The organism is Gaiella occulta (genome assembly GCF_003351045.1).
In the GTDB taxonomy this organism is placed as follows: Bacteria; Actinomycetota; Thermoleophilia; order Gaiellales; family Gaiellaceae; genus Gaiella; species Gaiella occulta.
On the sequence record NZ_QQZY01000001.1, the window covers coordinates 38,465 to 55,327 of the forward strand.

Consider the following 16,863-nt stretch of genomic DNA (forward strand, 5'->3'; position numbering starts at 1 on the left):
CGCGCCCGCTGGTACGCTCGCGCCACGTGCACCACGTCCTCGTTCTGAACGCGAGCTACGAGCCGCTCAACGTGTGCTCGGTCCGCCGGGCGCACGTCCTCGTGTGGAAAGGGAAGGCCGAGGTCGTCGAGAGCCATGCGCAACCGCTCCGCTCGGCCGCGGGCGCGTTCGTGAGGCCGCACGTGATCCGCCTGCTGCAGTACGTGCGCGTCCCCCGGGCGATCAAGCGCCGCATCTCGCGCCGGGCGCTGTTCGCCCGGGACGGCTGGCGCTGTGTGTACTGCGGCACGCGCGAGGGGCGGCTCACGCTCGATCACGTCGTTCCGCGCTCGCGGGGCGGCGACTCGGTGTGGGAGAACGTCGTCACCGCGTGCGCGCCGTGCAACCTGCGCAAGGGCGACCGGCTGCTCGAGGAGACGTCGATGTCCCTCCCTCATCCACCGCGGGCGCCCGCGCCCCTGCTGTTCATCAGGCTGGCGGCCCAGCGCGTTCCGGAGAGCTGGCACCCGTACCTTCCCTCGCTGGAAGCCGCCTAGTGCTCCGGCCTACGGGCGGCTGCCGGCGCGATACACCTTCCCGGGCAGCGGGTGTGCGAGCGTGCGCTCGAGCCATTCCGCGACCCGGATGAGCGCGTCCAGGTCGACGCCGGTCTGCACCCCCTCGCGCTCGAGCGCGTAGACGACGTCCTCGGTGGCGACGTTGCCGGTCGAGCGGGGCGCGAAGGGGCAGCCGCCGATGCCTCCGACCGATGCGTCGACGAGCGTGGCGCCGGCCTCGACGGCGGCCAGCGCGCAGGCGACGGCGGTGTTACGCGTGTCGTGCAGGTGCACGCCGACCGGCAGGCGCGTCGTGCGTGCCCGCTCCACCGCTCGGCGTACCTCCGTCGGCACGGCGATGCCGATCGTGTCCGCGAGCACGACCTCGTCGGCGTCCGCCGCCGCACACCGGGCGACGAGGTCGAGCACCTGCATCGGGTCGGCGCGCCCTTCGAACGGGCATCCGAAAGCGGTCGAGATGGTCACCGTCGCGCGGCGGCCGTCCGCATGGGCCGCGGCGATGACGGCGGCCGTGCGGGCGAGCCCCTCGGCGACCGACGAGCCGCCGTTGCGCCGCTGGAACGTCTCGCTCGCCGCGAAGGTCGCGTGCACCTCGGCGAGAGCCGTCGCGCGGAGCCGCTCGTAACCGTGCCGGTTGAGGACGAGACCCGCGAAGATGACGCCGTCACGGGCCTCGAGCGCCGCCGCCACCTGCTCGGCGCCGGCCATCTGCGGCACGAGCTCGTCGCGCACGAAGCTGGCGGCCTCGACGCGCGCCACGCCGGTGAGCGCGAGGCGGTTCGCGAGCGCGGCGCGCAGCTCGGGTGCGAGCACCTCCGGCTCGTTCTGGAGCCCGTCCCGCGGGCCCACGTCGCAGATCTCGATCGCCGTCACGCCGCCGAGCTTAGAGCCTGGCCCTCCCGGTCGGCGCGGTAGGAGCCGAAGACGCGCAGGTGCGCCGTCAGGCCACGCATCTCCCGCAGCGTCGCCGAGATCTCCGGGTCGAGCGGGTGTCCCGTGAGCACGGCGTCGAAGCGGTAGCTCCACGGCTGCGACGGGATCGGCCGCGAGACGAGCAGGTTGAGGTCGATGGCGTGCCGCGCGAGCGGCTCGAGGGCGTGATGGAGGGCGCCGGGCCGGTGGTCGGTGATGAACGAGAACGCCGTCCGCCAGACGCCGTCCCGCCGGTCGAGCCTCGTGTAGGGCGCGACCGAGACGAAGCGCGTGAACGCCTCCGGATGGTCGCCGACGTTCTCCGCCAGCACCGTCAGCCCGTTCAGGCGCGCGGCGCGGTCGCTTGCGATCGCGACGACGGCCGGGTCGCCGAGACGGGCGACGATCGCCGCGGCGTCCCCCGTCGTCGGCGCCACGGTCGCGGAGGCGCCCGGCATCGACGCGAGCAGCCGGCGGCACTGGTCGAGCGCCACCGGATGCGAGTGCACCTCGCGAACCTCGTGCAGCGCGATCTCGGCCGGGCCGACGAGGCAGTGCCGGATCGGCAGGATCGCCTCCGCGACGATCGAGAGCGGCGACTCGTAGAGCAGGTCGTGCGTCTCCGCCACCGGGCCGACGAGCGAGCTCTCGATCGGGAGCACGCCGAACGGCACGCGTCCCGACGCGACGGCGTCGACGACGTCGGAGAAGGCCGGCAGTGGCACGAGGCGCGCGGCCGGGAAGAGGCGGTCGCAGGCGGCGGCGGAGTGGGCGCCCTCGCGGCCCGGGTAGGCGACGGTGAGCTCGTTCGATGTCATGCGGCGATGCCTTTCAGGAGACGACGGATCCGCCGGGGATCTCAGCTAGCCGGCGCGAGGCGGTGGAGCGAAAGCGCCGGCTAGCCCGTAAAGGCGCAGCCGAAGAGCGCGAAGCCGGGGCGGGACGAGGGGGGCTGCGCGCTCTGCATCGTCGTCACAGGGTAGGCGTCGCGTCGAGGGCGCGCAAGACGGCGTCGCCGAACGCGGCCGTCGTCGCCGTGCCGCCGATGTCCGGTGTCGGCGCCGCCTCGAGGGCGTCGGCGACTGCCCGCTCCAGCGCGGCCGCCTCGGTCGGGCGGCCGAGCCCGTAGGCGAGGAGCAGGGCCACGGAGCGCAGCATCGCCGCCGGGTTGGCGATGCCGCGGCCGGCGATCTGCGGCGCAGAGCCGTGGACGGGCTCGAACAGGCCGGGCCCGGCGTCTCCGAGGGAGGCGGACGCCGCGAGCCCGAGCCCGCCGGTCACGGCGGCGGCGACGTCCGAGAGGATGTCGCCGAAGGTGTTCTCGGTCAGCACGACGTCGATCGTCTGCGGCGCCTGCACGATCGTCATCGCGAACGAGTCGACGAGCGCGTGGTCGAGGGGAACGTCCGGGTAGTCGTCCTCCCCGAGCGCGGTCACGACGTCCCGCCACAGGCGCGAGGTGTGCATCACGTTCACCTTGTCCACCGAGGTGAGCCGGCCGCCGCGAGCCCTCGCGATCTCGAACCCGCGCCGGGCGATCCGCTCCACCTCGGGCCGCGAGTACTCGCACGTGTCGAACCATGTCCCGTCCTCGCGCACGCCCTTCGCGCCGAAATAGAGGCCGCCGACGAGCTCGCGCACGATCATCATGTCGACGCCGTCGCCGCGCGCCGGGCGCAGGTTCGCGTACACGCCGAGCTCCTTGCGCAGGCCGAGCAGCCCCTGCTCCGGCCGCACGGGCCTGCCCTCGAGCTCCGGCAGCCCGACGGCGGCGAGCAGCACGGCGTCGGCGGCGCGGCAGGCGGCGAGCGTGTCGTCCGGGAGCGGCGTCCCCTGGGAGAGAATGGCGTTCCCGCCGAAGGCGTGCTCGGAGTGGGCGATGCCGAGCGCGTCGAGCACGCGGATCGCCTGCGCGGCGACCTCGGGCCCGATGCCGTCGCCGGGCAGGACGGCGACGTGGCTCACGCGATGCCCCGTGCGTGTTCGTAGGCGGCGATCGCGTCTTCGTGCTGCAGCGTCAGGGCGATGTCGTCGAGCCCGTTGAGCAGCCGGAAGCGGGTCGCCTCGTCGAAGGAGAACGGGATCACCTTGCCGTTCGGCGCGGTCACCGTCAGCGCCTCGAGGTCGACCACGACCTCGGAGCCGCGGTCGAGGTCGACGGCCTCCATCAGCTCCTTGACGTCGTGCTCGGGGAGCTGGATCGCGACCATGCCGACCTTGCCGGCGTTCGAGCGGAAGATGTCGCCGAACGACGGGGCGATGACGACGTCGAAGCCGTAGTCCTGCAGCGCCCAGGCGGCGTGCTCTCGCGACGAGCCGCAGCCGAAGTTCCGCCCCGCGAGCAGCACCTTCGCGCCCGCGAACTGCGGCTGGTTGAGCTCGAAGCCCGGCCGCGGGTTGCCGTCGTCGTCGTAGCGCCAGTCGAAGAACGCGAACGCGCCGTAGCCGGTGCGCTCGATGCGCTTGAGGAACTGCTTGGGGATGATCTGGTCGGTGTCGACGTCGGGGCGGTCGAGCACCGCGACACGGCCCTCCACGCGGGAGATCGGTCTCATGCCGGCGCCCCCGCGGCGTCGAGCTCGCGCACGTCGACGAAGCGGCCGTGCAGCGCCGCCGCCGCCGCCATCTGCGGGCTGACGAGGTGTGTGCGCCCGCCGCGGCCCTGGCGCCCCTCGAAGTTGCGGTTCGAGGTCGAGGCGCAGCGCTCGCCCGGCGCGAGGATGTCGGGGTTCATGCCCAGGCACATCGAGCAGCCGGCGAGGCGCCACTCGAAGCCGGCGTCGAGGAAGATCCGGTCGAGCCCCTCCTCCTCGGCCTGCCGGCGCACCTGCGCCGAGCCGGGCACGACGAGCGCCGTCACGCGCGGGTCGACCTTGCGACCCGCCACCACCGCGGCGGCGGCGCGCAGGTCCTCGATGCGCGAGTTCGTGCACGAGCCGATGAAGACGCGGTCGACGCGGATGTCCGCGATCGCCTGGCCGGGGCGCAGCCCCATGTATTCGAGCGCCCGCTCGGCCGCCGTTCGATCGTCGGGGTTGCGCAGCGAGGACGGGTCGGGAACCGTCCCCGTCACCGGCACGACCATGCCCGGATTCGTCCCCCAGGTCACCTGTGGCGCGAGGTCGCGGACGTCGACCCGTACGTGGGCGTCGTAGACGGCGTCCTCGTCGGAGGCGAGGGAGCGCCAGTCCTCGACGGCGCGCTCCCAATCGGCCCCCGCCGGCGCGAACGGTCGTCCCTCGAGGTAGGCGAACGTCGTCTCGTCGGGTGCGATCATGCCGGCGCGCGCCCCCCACTCGATCGTCATGTTGCAGATCGTCATGCGCTGCTCCATCGTCAGCGCCGCGATCGCCTCCCCCGCGTACTCGACGACGTGGCCGACGCCGCCGTCGACGCCGACCTGGCCGATCGCGCCGAGAATGAGGTCCTTGGCCGTGAGGCCCGGCGGCAGAGCCCCGACGAACTCGAGCAGCATCGTCTGCGGACGGCGCTGGTCGAGGGTCTGGGTCGCCAGCACGTGCTCGACCTCGGAGGTGCCGATGCCGAATGCGAGCGCGCCGAAGGCGCCGTGCGTCGAGGTGTGGCTGTCGCCGCAGACGATCGTCTTGCCGGGCTGCGTGAGGCCGAGCTCCGGCCCGATCACGTGGACGATTCCCTCGCGGCCCGAGCCGGTGCCGTAGAGGCGGATGCCGAACTCCTCGCAGTTCGCGCGCAACGCCTCCAGCTGGGCCTTCGCCATCGTGTCGGTGATCGGACCCGGCAGCGTCGGGACGTTGTGGTCCATGGTCGCGACCGTCAGCTCCGGGCGCCGTACCTTGCGGCCCGAGAGCCGGAGGCCCTCGAAGGCCTGGGGCGAGGTGACCTCGTGGACGAGGTGGAGGTCGATGTAGAGCAGGGTCGGCTCGCCCGGCGCGTCGCGTACGACGTGCCGGTCCCAGACCTTGTCGAAGAGCGTTCGGCCCATCGTCCAATCGTACTGTGGAGGCGAGCAGCTCCGGACGCCTCCGGAGCTGCTCGCCTCCATCTCGACGTCAGGAGACGGCGAGGACGTCGTCGAGGAAGGCGTCGGCATCCGCCTCGATCGCGACCGGCTCGTAGGTGTGTGCCACGGGCCCGGGGGTCTTGAGGCCGTCGCCCGTGACGAGCAGGACGACGCGCGAGCCCGGGCCGAGCTCGCCCGCCTCGACCGCGGCCCGCAGCGCGCCCAGGGTGACACCGGTCGCTGTCTCGCCGAAGACGCCGGTCGTCCCGGCAAGCAGCGCCATGTTCTCGCCGATCGCCTCTTCCGGCACCGCGTAGATCGCGCCCCCGGTCGCGCGTGCCGTCGCGACGGCGAAGTCCCCGTCGGCCGGGTTGCCGATCGCGAGGGAGCGGGCGATCGAGTCGGGCCGCACCGGGGTCACCCGGGAGCCGCTCGCGAAGGCCGTGGCGACGGGGCGGCAGCCCTCGGCCTGGCCGCCGAACAGGCGTGGCGTCGTGCCGCCCACGAGGCCGAGGCGGCGCAGCTCGTCGAAGCCCTGGCCGACCTTGTGGTAGAGCGCGCCCGAGGCGATCGGGATCACGACCGCGTCCGGCGTCTCCCAGCCGAGCTGCTCGGCGATCTCGTAGGCGAGCGTCTTCGAGCCCTCGGCGTAGTACGAGCGCAGGTTGACGTTGACGAAGCCCCACGGCAGCTCGAACGAGAGCTCGACGGACAACCGCGAGCAGTGGTCGTACGTGCCGTCGACGGCGTAGATGCGAGGGCCGTACACGGCGGCGGCGGCGAGCTTCTCGGGCTCGAGGTCGGCCGGCACGAACACCGCCGCCTCGAGCCCCTCGGCCGCGGCCCGGGCGGCGACGGCGCCCGCGAGGTTGCCGGTGGACGAGCAGGAGAGCGTCTCGAAGCCGAGCTCCTGCGCCTTGCGCGCCGCCACGGCGACGACGCGGTCCTTGAACGAGTGCGTCGGGTTCGCCGTGTCGAGCTTCAACCACAGCTCGGCGATGCCGAGCTGGGCGGCGAGGCGCGGCGCCGGGGTGAGCGGCGTCATGCCGGGCGCAAGGCGGGCGTCCTCGGGAGCGGAGACGGGCAGCAGGTCGGCGTAGCGCCAGATCGACGCGGGGCCGGCCTCGATGCGCTCGCGGGAGACGGTGGCGCGTAGCTGCTCCCAGTCGTACACGGGATCGAGGGGGCCGAAGCACGTCGCGCACGTGCCGGTGGCCGTGGTCGGGTACTCGGCCGCGCAGTTACGACAGGCGAGGGAAACGGCGGGCATGAATCGGAACCTCCTGGTCGTCGCTCGACATCCGTCCGGGATTGGCACCGTCGCCCATGGGGGCAGGTTGCCGAGGCGTCACAGGGCCGGTCCCTCAGCCTCTCTCGATGCGGAGCGGGCGAGCCCGCGTCCGTCCCACGACGTACAGTGTACTCATATTTCACGCGGGCATCGTGACAGCACCCTCCGAGGCGGGCCGCACGAGCGACGCGTACTTGGCGAGCGCGCCGGACGTCACCTTCGGCGCCGGCGTCACGTGGTCGGCGAGGCGGGCGGCGATCTCGTCGTCCGCGAGCTCCACGTCGATGCGGCGGCTGTCGACGTCGATGACGATCGTGTCGCCCTCGCGCAGCGCGGCGATCGGGCCGCCCTTCACGGCCTCCGGGCAGACGTGGCCGACCATGAAGCCGTGCGTCGCCCCGGAGAAGCGCCCGTCGGTGACGAGCGCGACCTCGTCGGAGAGGCCCTCGCCCACGATCGCGGCCGTGACGTGCAGCATCTCGCGCATCCCCGGACCGCCGGCCGGGCCCTCGTAGCGGATCACGACCACGTCGCCTGCCACGATCTTCCCGGCCTTGACGGCGGCGAACGTCTCCTCTTCGCAGTCGAACACGCGGGCGGGGCCACGGTGGTGAGTGCGCTCCGACCCGGCGAGCTTGACGACGCACCCTTCCGGGGCGAGGTTGCCGCGCAGGATCGCGATGCCGCCGCGTGACTTGATCGGCGTCTCGATCGGCACGATCACCTCCTGCCCCTCCGTCTCGACGGCGGCGTCGGCGATCTCGCCGAGCGTGCGGCCGTCGACGTTGAGCGTCGTCGGGTCGATCAGACCTGCCTTCTTCAGCTCCCGCGCGACGAGAGCGACGCCGCCCGCCCGATGGACGTCGGTTGCGACGAAGCGGCCGAACGGCTTCAGGTCGGCGATGATCGGCGTGCGCGCGGAGATGGCGTCGAAGTCGTCGATCGTGAAGTCGATGTCGAGCTCCTTCGCGATCGCGACCAGGTGGAGGACGCCGTTCGTGGACCCGCCCGTCGCGGCGACCGAGGCCGCGGCGTTCTCGAGCGAGGCCTTCGTGATGATCGACGACGGGCGCATGTCACGCCGCACGAGGTCGACGACGAGCCTCCCGGCCTCCTCCGACGCTGCCTTCTTGGACGTGTCCAGCGCGGGGATGTCGTTGCGGCCGGCCGGGCTGATGCCGAGGAACTCGAGCGCCGTCGCCATCGTGTTGGCGGTGAACTGCCCGCCGCACGCCCCCGCCGCCGGGCAGGCGGCCGACTCGAGCTCGTGCAGGTCCTCCTTGCTGATCTTGCCGGCGTTGTAGGCGCCGATGCCCTCGTAGACGTCCTGGATCGTGACGTCCTTGCCACGCCAGCGGCCCGGCGCGATCGAGCCCGTGTAGAGCACGAGACCGGGGATGTCGAGCCGTGCCAAGGCCATCACGGCGGCCGGGATCGTCTTGTCGCAGGCGATCAGGCACACGAGGCCGTCGAACAGGTGCCCGCGCGCGACGAGCTCGATCGAGTCCGCGATCGTCTCGCGCGAGACGAGCGAGGCGCGCATGCCGGTCGTGCCCATCGAGACGCCGTCGGAGACGGCGATCGTGTTGAACTCCATCGGCGTGCCCCCGGCGGCGCGGATCCCCTCCTTCACGTGGGGCGCGAGCGCGCGCTGGTTGAGGTTGCACGGCATCGTCTCGATCCACGTCGTGCAGACGCCGATCACGGGCTTCGCGAGGTCGTCGTCGCTGAAGCCGACCGCCTTCAGCATCGAGCGCGCGCCGGCGCGGTCGGGGCCGTCGGTCATGGCGGCGCTGTGGCGCTTCGCCGGGTCGGACGGGCGGTCGTAGGGGGTGCTCACGGCTTCTGGCCTCCTGTCTCGATGGGATAGCCCTCCCGGCGGCACCATTCCGAGAACGAGCCGGGATAGAGGCGGACGTCCTCGCGGCCTGCGAGGACGAGTTTCTGGGCGACGACGCAGGCGGTGACGCCGGAGCCGCAGGTGGCGACGATCTCGGGCGGCTCGGTCGCGCCGTCGGGTAGCGGCTCCTCGAAGAACGCGTTGCGCGCGCCGGGGATGCGGCCGGCGACCGGGTCGAGCGGCTCCTCGTCGCCGCGCCAGCGGGCGGGGCTGCGGGCATCGAGGAGGACGAGGGACGGATCGCCCAGCCGCGCGAGGATCTCCTCCGCGGCGATCACGTCGTCGCCGCGCTCGCGCGCGACGAACCCGGTGGGCTCGACGGCCGGCTCGTCGCGGACGAGCGGCCCCGCGTACGCGCGCAGGTCGAGCGTGCCCGCAGCGTCGTGTCCCACGTGTCGCAGCAGCCACCAGCAGCGCGCCGCCCAGCCGCTGCCGTCGTCGACGGCGAGGACGAAGGTGTCGCCGCCGATGCCCGCGCGCCCGAACACGTCCGCCAGCTGCGCCGCCGTCGGCAGGGGGTGGCGCCCGCCCCGCGCCGGGTCGGGCCCGACCGCGCTCAGGTCGCGCTCGGGGTCGAGGTGCACGGCACCCGGCAGGTGGCCCGCCGCGTATGCGGGGCGCCCCCGCACGTCGACGAGGCGGACCGTCACAGCGCTCCCCTCGGCACCACGGCCAGGGGGCGCACCTCGTGGTCGGGGAAGCGACCGCGCAGCGCGGCGGCGCAGGCGTCCACGCCGGCGGCCCAGGCGATGACCGTCGGGCCGGAGCCGGACAGCGTCGCGCCGGCGCAACCGGGCGGCAGCTCCGCGCGGATCGCGTCGAGCACGGCCGAGGGGCGGTAGGGCTCGTGCAGGCGATCCCACAGGGCCTCCGCGAACAGCATCCGGTCACCGGACACCGCTGCGGCGCCGAGCAGCGCCGCACGCCCCGCGGTGGAGGCGGCGTCGGCGTGGGAGACCGCCGCGGGCAGCGTGCCGCGCGACGCGGCCGTGGAGGTGCGCGTCTGTGGCACGACGGCGACCGGTGCCAGGGGGAGCGTCTCCGCGATCCGTGCCGCGCGGCCGTCCCAGGCGACGGTGAGCCCGCCGAGCAGGGCGGCGGCGAGGTTGTCGGAGTGGCTCTCGAGCGTGAGCCCGGCCGCGAGCAGGTCGTCGACCGGCGCACGGGGTGCGGCCGCCGCGAGGCCGAGCGCGATCGCGGCCGCCGACGAGCCGAGGCCGCGCTCGAGCGGGATCCGGTTCGTGAAGCGGAAGCGCTTGCCGGCGGGGTCGGCGAGCAGCGCGTACGCGCGCACGGCGAGGTTCGACGCGTCGGCGGCGAGCTCGCCCGCCCCCTCGCCCTCGATCGTGATGCCGTCGCCGTCGCTCAGCTCGAGCTCGTTCCAGAGGTCGAGCGCGACGGCGACGCAGTCGAAGCCGGGGCCGACGTTGGCCGACGTTGCGGGTGCACGAACGATCATGCGCGGGCGGCTTGTGCGATCGCGTCCGGGTCGGCCTCGACGAGCAGGGGGGCGACCCCGTGGCGATCGGCGTTCTCGATGTCCTTGAGGCCGTGACCCGTGATCGTGACGACGAGCCGCTCGCCGGCGACGGCGCCCTTGCGGATGGCGGCCAGGCCCGCGGCGGAGGACGGCTCGCAGAACAGGCCCTCGAGCGACGCGAGCTCGCGCCACGCCACCACGATCTCCTCGTCGGAGACGGCGACCACGTGGGCGCCGGCGGCGGCCACGCTGCCGGCGTGCACCGGCTCGCCGATGCGGATCGCCGAGGCGAGCGTCGTCGGGCGATGCTCCGCCTCCACCGAGTAGAGGGGCGCCGCCAGCGAGAGCTCGCCGAGGCCCTTCGCGTAGGCGGACGTGTTGCCGCCGCCCCCGTACGGGACCACGAACGCGTCGGGCGCGGCTCCGAGCTCCTCGACGATCTCGAAGACGGCCGTCTTCTGCCCTTCGCGCCGGTTGGGGTTGACGGAGTTGACGAGCACATGGGTGCCGCGGCGCGCGAGCTCCTGCGCGGCGGCGAGCGCCTCGTCGAAGTCGCCGCGTACCTCCAGCACCTTCGCTCCGAGCATGCGCGTCTGCGCCGCCTTCGCGCCCGCGACCGCGCCCTGCGGCGTCAGCACGAGCGCCGGGATGCCGGCGCGCGCCGCATAGGCGGCGGCCGAGGCGGCCGTGTTCCCCGTCGACGCGCAGATGACGGCCTCGGCGCCGTCCTCCAGCGCCTTCGACACGGCCACGGTCATGCCGCGATCCTTGTACGAGCCCGTCGGGTTCGACGCCTCCCACTTCAGCCACAACTCGACGCCGAGCCGCCGCGACAGGCGCGGCGCCCGCAGCAGGGGCGTCGAGCCCTCGCCGAGCGAGACGACCGGCGTCGCAGCCGTGACGGGGAGCCGGTCGCGGTAGCGGTCGATCAGCGCAGCCGTCATGTCCAGCCCAGCTCCTCGACGCCGCGGTCCGACACGACGGGCAGCGCGCTCGCCTCGCCGCGCGACTCGGGCAGCGCCCTGATCGCCGTGAGGGCCGCTTCCACGCGCCCCGCGGGCGCCTCGTGCGTGACGACGTGCAGCACCGCGTGCCCGTCGCCGGGCTGCTGCACGAGGCGTGCCACGGAGACGCCCTCGGCGGCGAGCTCGTGCGCGATCCGCGCCAGCACGCCGGCACGGTCGTCGACCTCGAGCCGGAGGTAGAACGGCGAGGTGAGATCGCCCGCCGGCAGCCGCTCCAGCTTGCGCCACACCGGGTCGTTCTGCAGGAAGCCCGTCCCGGTCGTGCCGACGACGGAGACCATGTCCGCGACGACGGCGGAGGCGGTCTCGATGCCTCCGGCGCCCGGCCCTTCCAGCGTGATCTCCCGGATCGCGTCGCCCTGCAGCATGACCGCGTTGAACGCCCCCTCGACGGCGGCGAGCGGGTGGTGGCGATCGACGAACGCCGGGCCCACTCGCACGTCGACGCGGTCGCCGACGAGTGTGGCGCGGCCGATCAGCTTGAGGTGCATGTCGAGAGCGCGCGCCGCGACGACGTGGTCGAGCGTGACGTGCTCGATCCCCTCCACGTCGACCCAGTCGAGCGGCACGCGGGTGCCGAACGCGACCGTGGCGAGGATCGCCGTCTTCGCCGCGGCGTCGATGCCGGCGACGTCCTCGGTCGGATCGGCCTCGGCGAACCCGAGCCGCTGCGCTTCCGCGAGCGCCTCCCCGTACGGGCGGCCGCCCTCCATCGCGGAGAGGATGAGGTTCGTCGTGCCGTTGACGATGCCGAGCACGCGGTGCACGTTCGTGACCACGAGCGACTCGCGCAGCACCTTGATCACGGGGATGGCGGCGCACACCGACGCCTCGAAGCGCAGCTGCACGCCGCCGGCGGCCGCCGCCTCGAAGAGCTCGGCGCCGCGGCGGGCGACGAGCTGCTTGTTCGCGGTCACGACGGGGCGGCCCGCGCGCAGCAGCTCGAGCACGTAGTCGCCGGCGGGATCGACGCCGCCCATGACCTCCGCGACGACCTGGATCGCCGGGTCGTCGCGGATCGTCGCGAAGTCGTCGCTGAGCACGCCCGGCTCGGGAGAGAAGCCGCGGTCCTTCGAGGTGTCGCGCACGAGCGCGCGGGTGACGCGCAGCCGGTGGCCGGTCGCGCGCTCGATCTCGTCGGCCGACTCCTCCAGCAGCCGGTGCACCGCGGCCCCGACGGTGCCGTACCCGAGCAGCGCTACGGGAACGTCGACGGAGGCCACCTAGTGGTCCCCGGCCCGGTGCATGAGGGAGCGCAGCTCCTTGCCGACCGTCTCCAGCGCCGTCTGCGCGGCCTCGGCGCGCATCGCCTTCAGGCGTGCCTCGCCGTTCTCCATGTCCTCCACCCATTCGCGGGCGAACGCGCCGCTCTGGATGTCGTCGAGGATCGCCTTCATCGCCTCGCGCACGTGCTCGTCGATGACGCGCCTGCCGCGGGTGTAGTCACCGAACTCGGCCGTGTCGGAGATCGAGTAGCGCATGCCGGCGAGGCCGCCCTCCCACATCAGGTCGACGATCAGCTTCAGCTCGTGCAGGCACTCGTAGTAGGCGATCTCCGGCTGGTAGCCGGCCGCGACGAGCGTCTCGAAGCCCGCGCGCACGAGCTCCGCGGTGCCCCCGCAGAGCACCGCCTGCTCGCCGAACAGGTCCGTCTCGGTCTCCTCCTTGAACGTCGTCTCGAGGATGCCGGCACGGCCGGCGCCGATACCGACGGCGTAGGCGAGCGCGAGGTCGCGCGCCCGGCCCGACGCGTCCTGGTGCACCGCGATCAGGGCCGGTGTTCCGTAGCCCTCGGTGAAGAGCCGGCGCACGACGTGACCGGGGCCCTTCGGGGCGACCATGATGACGTCGTTCGCGCCGGCGGGGGCGACGCGCTCGTAGAGGACGTTGAAGCCGTGCGCGAACAGCACGGCTGCTCCCGGCGCCAGGCTCGGGGCGACGTGCTCGGCGAACACCTGCGGCTGCACCTGGTCGGGAAGCAGGATCGCGACGAGCTGGGCGCCCCCGACCGCTTCGGCGATCGTGCGCACGCCGAGGCCTGCCGCCTCGGCCGCCTCCCAGGAGGCGGAGCCCTCACGGAGGCCCACCTCGACCTGGATACCGGAGTCGCGCAGGTTGAGGGCGTGGGCGTGGCCCTGGCTGCCGTAGCCGATCACGGCCACCTTGCCGGAGAGCAGTCCCAGGTCGCCGTCGCGGAGGATCGTCGCCATGCGTTCGTTCACCTTTCGTCGCGTTGATGGGGTCGTGCGGGCGCGGCTGCGCGCCGCCGGTCGATCAATTGATGGCAGACAGCCGTCGCGCCTGCCGCTTCGCCGACGCGCGGGCCATGCCGACGCGTCCGGTGCGGACGAGCTCCTGGATGCCGTGCGGCCGGGCGAGCTCCTGGAACGAGTCGAGCTCCTCGGGCGTGCCGGTGAGCTCGAAGAGGATCGCGTCCGGGCCGAGGTCGACGACACGCCCCTTGAAGGCCTCCGCGGTCGTGATCAACTCCGCCCGGCGCTCAGGCGACGCGCTCACCTTCAAGAGCAGCAGCTCGCGCTCGACCGCCTCGTCGGGTGCGAGCTCGGTCACGCGGAGGACGTTGACGAGCTTGTGGATCTGCTTCTCGATCTGCTCGAGCGAGTGGTGCTCGCAGTCGACGCGCAGCGTGATGCACGACACGCCGCGCCGCTCGGTCGGCCCGACCGCGAGCGAGTCGATGTTGAACCCGCGGCGGGCGAACATCGTCGCGATGCGCGCGAGCGCGCCAGGCCTGTCCTCGACCAGTACCGACAGCGTGTGCTTCATTGCGTCGCCTCCACCGGCTCCTCGTACTCCACCATGTCGAGCGCCGCCGCGCCCGCGGGGATCATCGGGAAGCACTGCTCGGACGGGTCGACGCGGCAGTCGATCACGACGGTGCGGTCGAGCGCGAGGGCCTGCTCGAGCGCAGGCTGCAGCTCCGCCTCGGACTCGACGAGCATGCCGACGCCGCCGTAGGCCTCGGCGAGCCGGACGTAGTCGGGCACCCGGTCTCCCAGCCCGACGTGCGAGCGCCGGCCGTCGAAGAACATGTCCTGCCACTGGGTGACCATGCCCAGGTAGCCGTTGTTGACGAGCACGACGACGATCGGGAGGTCGTCGATCACCGCGGTCGTGAGCTCCTGCGCGGTCATCTGGAAACAGCCGTCGCCGTCGACGCAGACGACCTTCGCCTCCGGCCGGGCCGCCTTGGCGCCGATCGCGGCCGGGATCCCGTAGCCCATCGTGCCCAGGCCGCCCGACGTGATGAAGGTGCGGGGCCGCTCGGCGAGCAGGTACTGCATCGCCCACATCTGGTGCTGCCCGACGCCGGTGGTGAAGATCACGTCCTCGCCGGCGGTGAGCTCCTGCAGCGTCTCCATCAGCTTCTGCGGCTTCAGCCAGTCGCCGCCGGAGCCGTAGCGGAGCGGGAACTCGTCGCGCCACCCCTCGATCCTGCGCACCCACGCGTCGGGCGCCGCGACGCCGCTCTCCCGGTGCTTGCGCACCTCCCGCGCCAGCTCCGCGAGCGCCTTCTTGAGCGGGCCGACGACGGGGATGTCGGCGTCGCGCAGCTTCGAGATCTCGGCCGGGTCGATGTCGAGGTGGACGATCGTCGCGCCCGGAGCGAAGGCCGACAGCTTGCCGGTGACGCGGTCGTCGAAGCGGGCGCCGATCGCGACGAGCACGTCGCAGGTGTTCATGGCGAGGTTCGACCACTTCGCGCCGTGCATGCCGGGCCAGCCGAAGTGCAGGGGGTGGGTCTCGGGGAAGGCGCCCTTGCCCATCAGCGTCGTGACCACCGGCAGCCCCCCCGCCTCGGCCAGATCGCGCAGCTCGTCGCAGGCCTCGCCGTTGATCGTGCCGCCGCCGACGTAGAGGACGGGCTTCTCGGCGCCGGCGATGCGCTCGCCCGCCTCGCGGATCTGCAGCGGATGCACCTTCGACGGGGGCCGCCAGCCGGGCAGGTCGACCGTGTCCGGATAGACGAAGTCGAGCGTCGCCTCCTGGATGTCGCGCGGCACGTCGACGAGGACCGGGCCGCAGCGGCCGCTGCGGGCGACGTGGAACGCCGCCTTCATCACGGCGGGGATCTCCTTCACGTCCTGCACGAGCCACGAGTGCTTGACGATCGGCATCGTGATGCCGGTGATGTCGCACTCCTGGAAGGCGTCGGTGCCGATCAGCGTCGAGCGCACCTGGCCGGTGATGCAGACGAGCGGGGTGGAGTCCATCCAGGCGTCGGCGATCGGCGTCACGAGGTTGGTCGCGCCGGGCCCCGAGGTGGCGATGGCGACGCCCACGCGTCCCGACGCGCGCGCGTAGCCCTGCGCCATGTGGCCGGCGCCCTGCTCGTGCCGGGCGAGCACGTGCCGCACGGACGTGCCGCGCGCCATCGCGTCGTAGGTCGGCATGATGGCGCCGCCGGGGATGCCGAACATCACCGCCACGCCCTCGGCCTCGAGGGAGCGGAGGATCGCGTCCGCGCCGTTCATCCTCATCGTCCCACTCCCATCGCGAACTCGGTGTCCCGCCGTGCGCTCGGGAGCAAGCCGAGCACGACGTCGACGAACTCCCGTGTCGTGGCCGCCACGCCCGGTCCGCTCATGTCCGGCGTGCGGCTCGCCGACAGCGCCGCCGCGAGACTCTCTTCGAGCGTCTGCGCCGCGGCCCTGCGTCCGATCCCCTCGTCGAGCAGCAGCGCCGCCGCGAGCAGCATCTCGCTCGGGTTCGCCACGCCCTGGCCGGCGATCTCGTCGGTGCTGCCGTGGGTGGGGGCGAACAGGCACGGGCCGCCGCGCGAGAGCAGCCCGGTCGCCGTCAGGCGGCGGCGGCCCGAGAGCCGCGGCGCCTCGAAGAGAGCCTCGGCGAGCACGTGCTCGGTCACGAGCACGCCCACCGTCTCGGGACGCGCGCTGAGGGAGCGCAGCGCCTCCGTGAGGGAGATCTCCGTGACGTCGATGCCCGCGTGCCGCGCCGAGGCCGCGGCGACGGCCGCCGCCCATCCGTCGTTGACGGAGACCGAGACGAGGCGACCCGCCCGGGAGCGGGCGCTGCGGAACGCGCGCTCGATCGTCCACGCGGACGCGCCGGCGTGCAGCGGTGCGAACTGGGTGAGCGTGCCGCCGCCCTCGAGCAGCGTCCGGGTCATGGAGGCTGCGAGCTCGAGGCCCGCCTTCACGCCCTCGAGCGCCGGCTCCATCGCGCCCGCGACGAGCACGGCGTCGGCCGCGAGGATCGCGCGCCGCGTCGAGGTAGGGAGCGCGTGGCCCGAGCGCTGCAGCGCCTCGCCGCCGAACGGCGGGTGCACCTCCTCGACGGAGAACCCGTGCATGCGCGACAGCTCGGCGAGCGCGCGGCTCGCCTCGGCCATCACCTCGGGCCCGATCCCGTGCCCGGCCAGGCATGCGATGCGCGCCGCCGGCGCGGTTGCGGCCTCGGGGCCGTGCCCGGCAGGGCCTCCTCGGTCGATGCTGTCGGTTCTCACGGTGCTCGATTCTCCTCCTACGGCGGCCCTGCGGGCGTACCGGTGCTAGCTCTTCCGTCGGCGTCTGCACCCGAAGCGCGGTGCGTGAGCGACATCTCCCCCTAGCGGGGGAGAATGATCAGCTCGATGCCGGCGCCGCGCGATACCGCGAGGCGCTGATCGCGTACCAGAGAGGATACGGCGCGGCAGAGCATCTGGGTCGTAGCATGCCTGAACAATCGATTATCC

Annotated in this window: 16 protein-coding genes and 1 riboswitch; of the genes, 1 reads left to right on the top strand and 15 read right to left on the bottom strand. The window is 73.2% G+C overall.

The features are described from left to right. Positions 1-26: 26 nt before the first annotated feature. Positions 27-536 (top strand): HNH endonuclease, encoded by a 510-nt coding sequence (locus Gocc_RS00210; protein WP_220150364.1) that lies wholly within the window; start codon positions 27-29, stop codon positions 534-536. 9 nt (positions 537-545) lie between these two features. Here the strand turns inward: Gocc_RS00210 and Gocc_RS00215 are convergent, their stop codons facing one another. The 15 genes from Gocc_RS00215 to Gocc_RS00285 all read right to left on the bottom strand — a co-directional run bounded on the left by Gocc_RS00215 (position 546) and on the right by Gocc_RS00285 (position 16,635). Next, entirely contained in the window at positions 546-1,430 is an 885-nt protein-coding gene (locus tag Gocc_RS00215) for a hydroxymethylglutaryl-CoA lyase (RefSeq protein WP_114794529.1), read from the bottom strand. Continuing rightward, positions 1,427-2,287 (bottom strand): prephenate dehydratase, encoded by an 861-nt coding sequence (locus Gocc_RS00220; RefSeq protein WP_114794530.1) that lies wholly within the window; start codon positions 2,285-2,287, stop codon positions 1,427-1,429. Before Gocc_RS00220 ends, Gocc_RS00215 begins: the two co-directional genes overlap by 4 nt. 154 nt (positions 2,288-2,441) lie before the next feature. After that, positions 2,442-3,434 (bottom strand): 3-isopropylmalate dehydrogenase, encoded by a 993-nt coding sequence (leuB, locus tag Gocc_RS00225; RefSeq protein WP_114794531.1) that lies wholly within the window; start codon positions 3,432-3,434, stop codon positions 2,442-2,444. Next, positions 3,431-4,024: a 3-isopropylmalate dehydratase small subunit gene (gene leuD, locus Gocc_RS00230; RefSeq protein ID WP_114794532.1), complete on the bottom strand. Its 594-nt coding sequence runs from the start codon at positions 4,022-4,024 to the stop codon at positions 3,431-3,433. Before leuD ends, leuB begins: the two co-directional genes overlap by 4 nt. Next, the gene (gene leuC, locus Gocc_RS00235) at positions 4,021-5,433 is read right to left on the bottom strand and encodes a 3-isopropylmalate dehydratase large subunit (RefSeq protein WP_114794533.1); all 1,413 of its coding nucleotides are present in this window, start codon (positions 5,431-5,433) and stop codon (positions 4,021-4,023) included. Before leuC ends, leuD begins: the two co-directional genes overlap by 4 nt. Before the next feature lie 67 nt (positions 5,434-5,500). Continuing rightward, positions 5,501-6,721, bottom strand: coding sequence for a threonine synthase (thrC, locus tag Gocc_RS00240; RefSeq protein ID WP_114794534.1), 1,221 nt, complete (start codon positions 6,719-6,721; stop codon positions 5,501-5,503). Positions 6,722-6,745: 24 nt separating this feature from the next. Continuing rightward, a riboswitch (SAM riboswitch) is annotated at positions 6,746-6,835 on the bottom strand. A 46-nt stretch (positions 6,836-6,881) separates the two neighbouring features. After that, positions 6,882-8,582, bottom strand: coding sequence for a dihydroxy-acid dehydratase (gene ilvD / locus Gocc_RS00245; RefSeq protein WP_220150365.1), 1,701 nt, complete (start codon positions 8,580-8,582; stop codon positions 6,882-6,884). Next, complete coding sequence (locus Gocc_RS00250; protein ID WP_114794536.1) at positions 8,579-9,292, bottom strand: sulfurtransferase; 714 nt, start codon at positions 9,290-9,292, stop codon at positions 8,579-8,581. Before Gocc_RS00250 ends, ilvD begins: the two co-directional genes overlap by 4 nt. Next, on the bottom strand, positions 9,289-10,101 hold the full coding sequence (locus tag Gocc_RS00255) for a homoserine kinase (RefSeq protein WP_114794537.1): 813 nt from the start codon (positions 10,099-10,101) through the stop codon (positions 9,289-9,291). Before Gocc_RS00255 ends, Gocc_RS00250 begins: the two co-directional genes overlap by 4 nt. Then, positions 10,098-11,066, bottom strand: coding sequence for a threonine synthase (thrC, locus tag Gocc_RS00260; protein ID WP_114794538.1), 969 nt, complete (start codon positions 11,064-11,066; stop codon positions 10,098-10,100). Before thrC (Gocc_RS00260) ends, Gocc_RS00255 begins: the two co-directional genes overlap by 4 nt. Further along, positions 11,063-12,370, bottom strand: a complete 1,308-nt coding sequence (locus Gocc_RS00265; protein WP_114794539.1) for a homoserine dehydrogenase — start codon at positions 12,368-12,370, stop codon at positions 11,063-11,065. The genes thrC (Gocc_RS00260) and Gocc_RS00265 overlap by 4 nt, the downstream gene beginning before the upstream one ends. Beyond that, complete coding sequence (gene ilvC, locus Gocc_RS00270) at positions 12,371-13,357, bottom strand: ketol-acid reductoisomerase (protein ID WP_114795110.1); 987 nt, start codon at positions 13,355-13,357, stop codon at positions 12,371-12,373. It lies immediately after the preceding gene. 64 nt (positions 13,358-13,421) lie between these two features. Then, positions 13,422-13,934 carry an acetolactate synthase small subunit gene (gene ilvN, locus Gocc_RS00275; protein ID WP_114794540.1) on the bottom strand — a complete coding sequence of 171 codons (513 nt, stop codon included), beginning with the start codon at positions 13,932-13,934 and terminating at the stop codon, positions 13,422-13,424. Next, positions 13,931-15,649 (bottom strand): biosynthetic-type acetolactate synthase large subunit, encoded by a 1,719-nt coding sequence (gene ilvB, locus Gocc_RS00280; protein WP_114794541.1) that lies wholly within the window; start codon positions 15,647-15,649, stop codon positions 13,931-13,933. The genes ilvN and ilvB overlap by 4 nt, the downstream gene beginning before the upstream one ends. After that, a complete protein-coding gene (locus tag Gocc_RS00285) occupies positions 15,646-16,635 on the bottom strand; it encodes an isocitrate/isopropylmalate family dehydrogenase (RefSeq protein WP_114794542.1) in 990 nt (329 codons plus the stop codon). Before Gocc_RS00285 ends, ilvB begins: the two co-directional genes overlap by 4 nt. Positions 16,636-16,863: the final 228 nt, after the last annotated feature.

What these genes read in the sequence shown, in the direction of transcription:
- ilvC (WP_114795110.1), bottom strand. Translation starts at nt 13,357, where the DNA reads ATGGCGACGATCCTCCGCGACGGCGACCTGGGACTGCTCTCCGGCAAG.
- thrC (WP_114794538.1), bottom strand. Translation starts at nt 11,066, where the DNA reads ATGACGGCTGCGCTGATCGACCGCTACCGCGACCGGCTCCCCGTCACG.
- ilvB (WP_114794541.1), bottom strand. Translation starts at nt 15,649, where the DNA reads ATGAGGATGAACGGCGCGGACGCGATCCTCCGCTCCCTCGAGGCCGAG.
- Gocc_RS00255 (WP_114794537.1), bottom strand. Translation starts at nt 10,101, where the DNA reads ATGATCGTTCGTGCACCCGCAACGTCGGCCAACGTCGGCCCCGGCTTC.
- leuC (WP_114794533.1), bottom strand. Translation starts at nt 5,433, where the DNA reads ATGGGCCGAACGCTCTTCGACAAGGTCTGGGACCGGCACGTCGTACGC.
- thrC (WP_114794534.1), bottom strand. Translation starts at nt 6,721, where the DNA reads ATGCCCGCCGTTTCCCTCGCCTGTCGTAACTGCGCGGCCGAGTACCCG.
- leuD (WP_114794532.1), bottom strand. Translation starts at nt 4,024, where the DNA reads ATGAGACCGATCTCCCGCGTGGAGGGCCGTGTCGCGGTGCTCGACCGC.
- Gocc_RS00220 (WP_114794530.1), bottom strand. Translation starts at nt 2,287, where the DNA reads ATGACATCGAACGAGCTCACCGTCGCCTACCCGGGCCGCGAGGGCGCC.
- ilvN (WP_114794540.1), bottom strand. Translation starts at nt 13,934, where the DNA reads ATGAAGCACACGCTGTCGGTACTGGTCGAGGACAGGCCTGGCGCGCTC.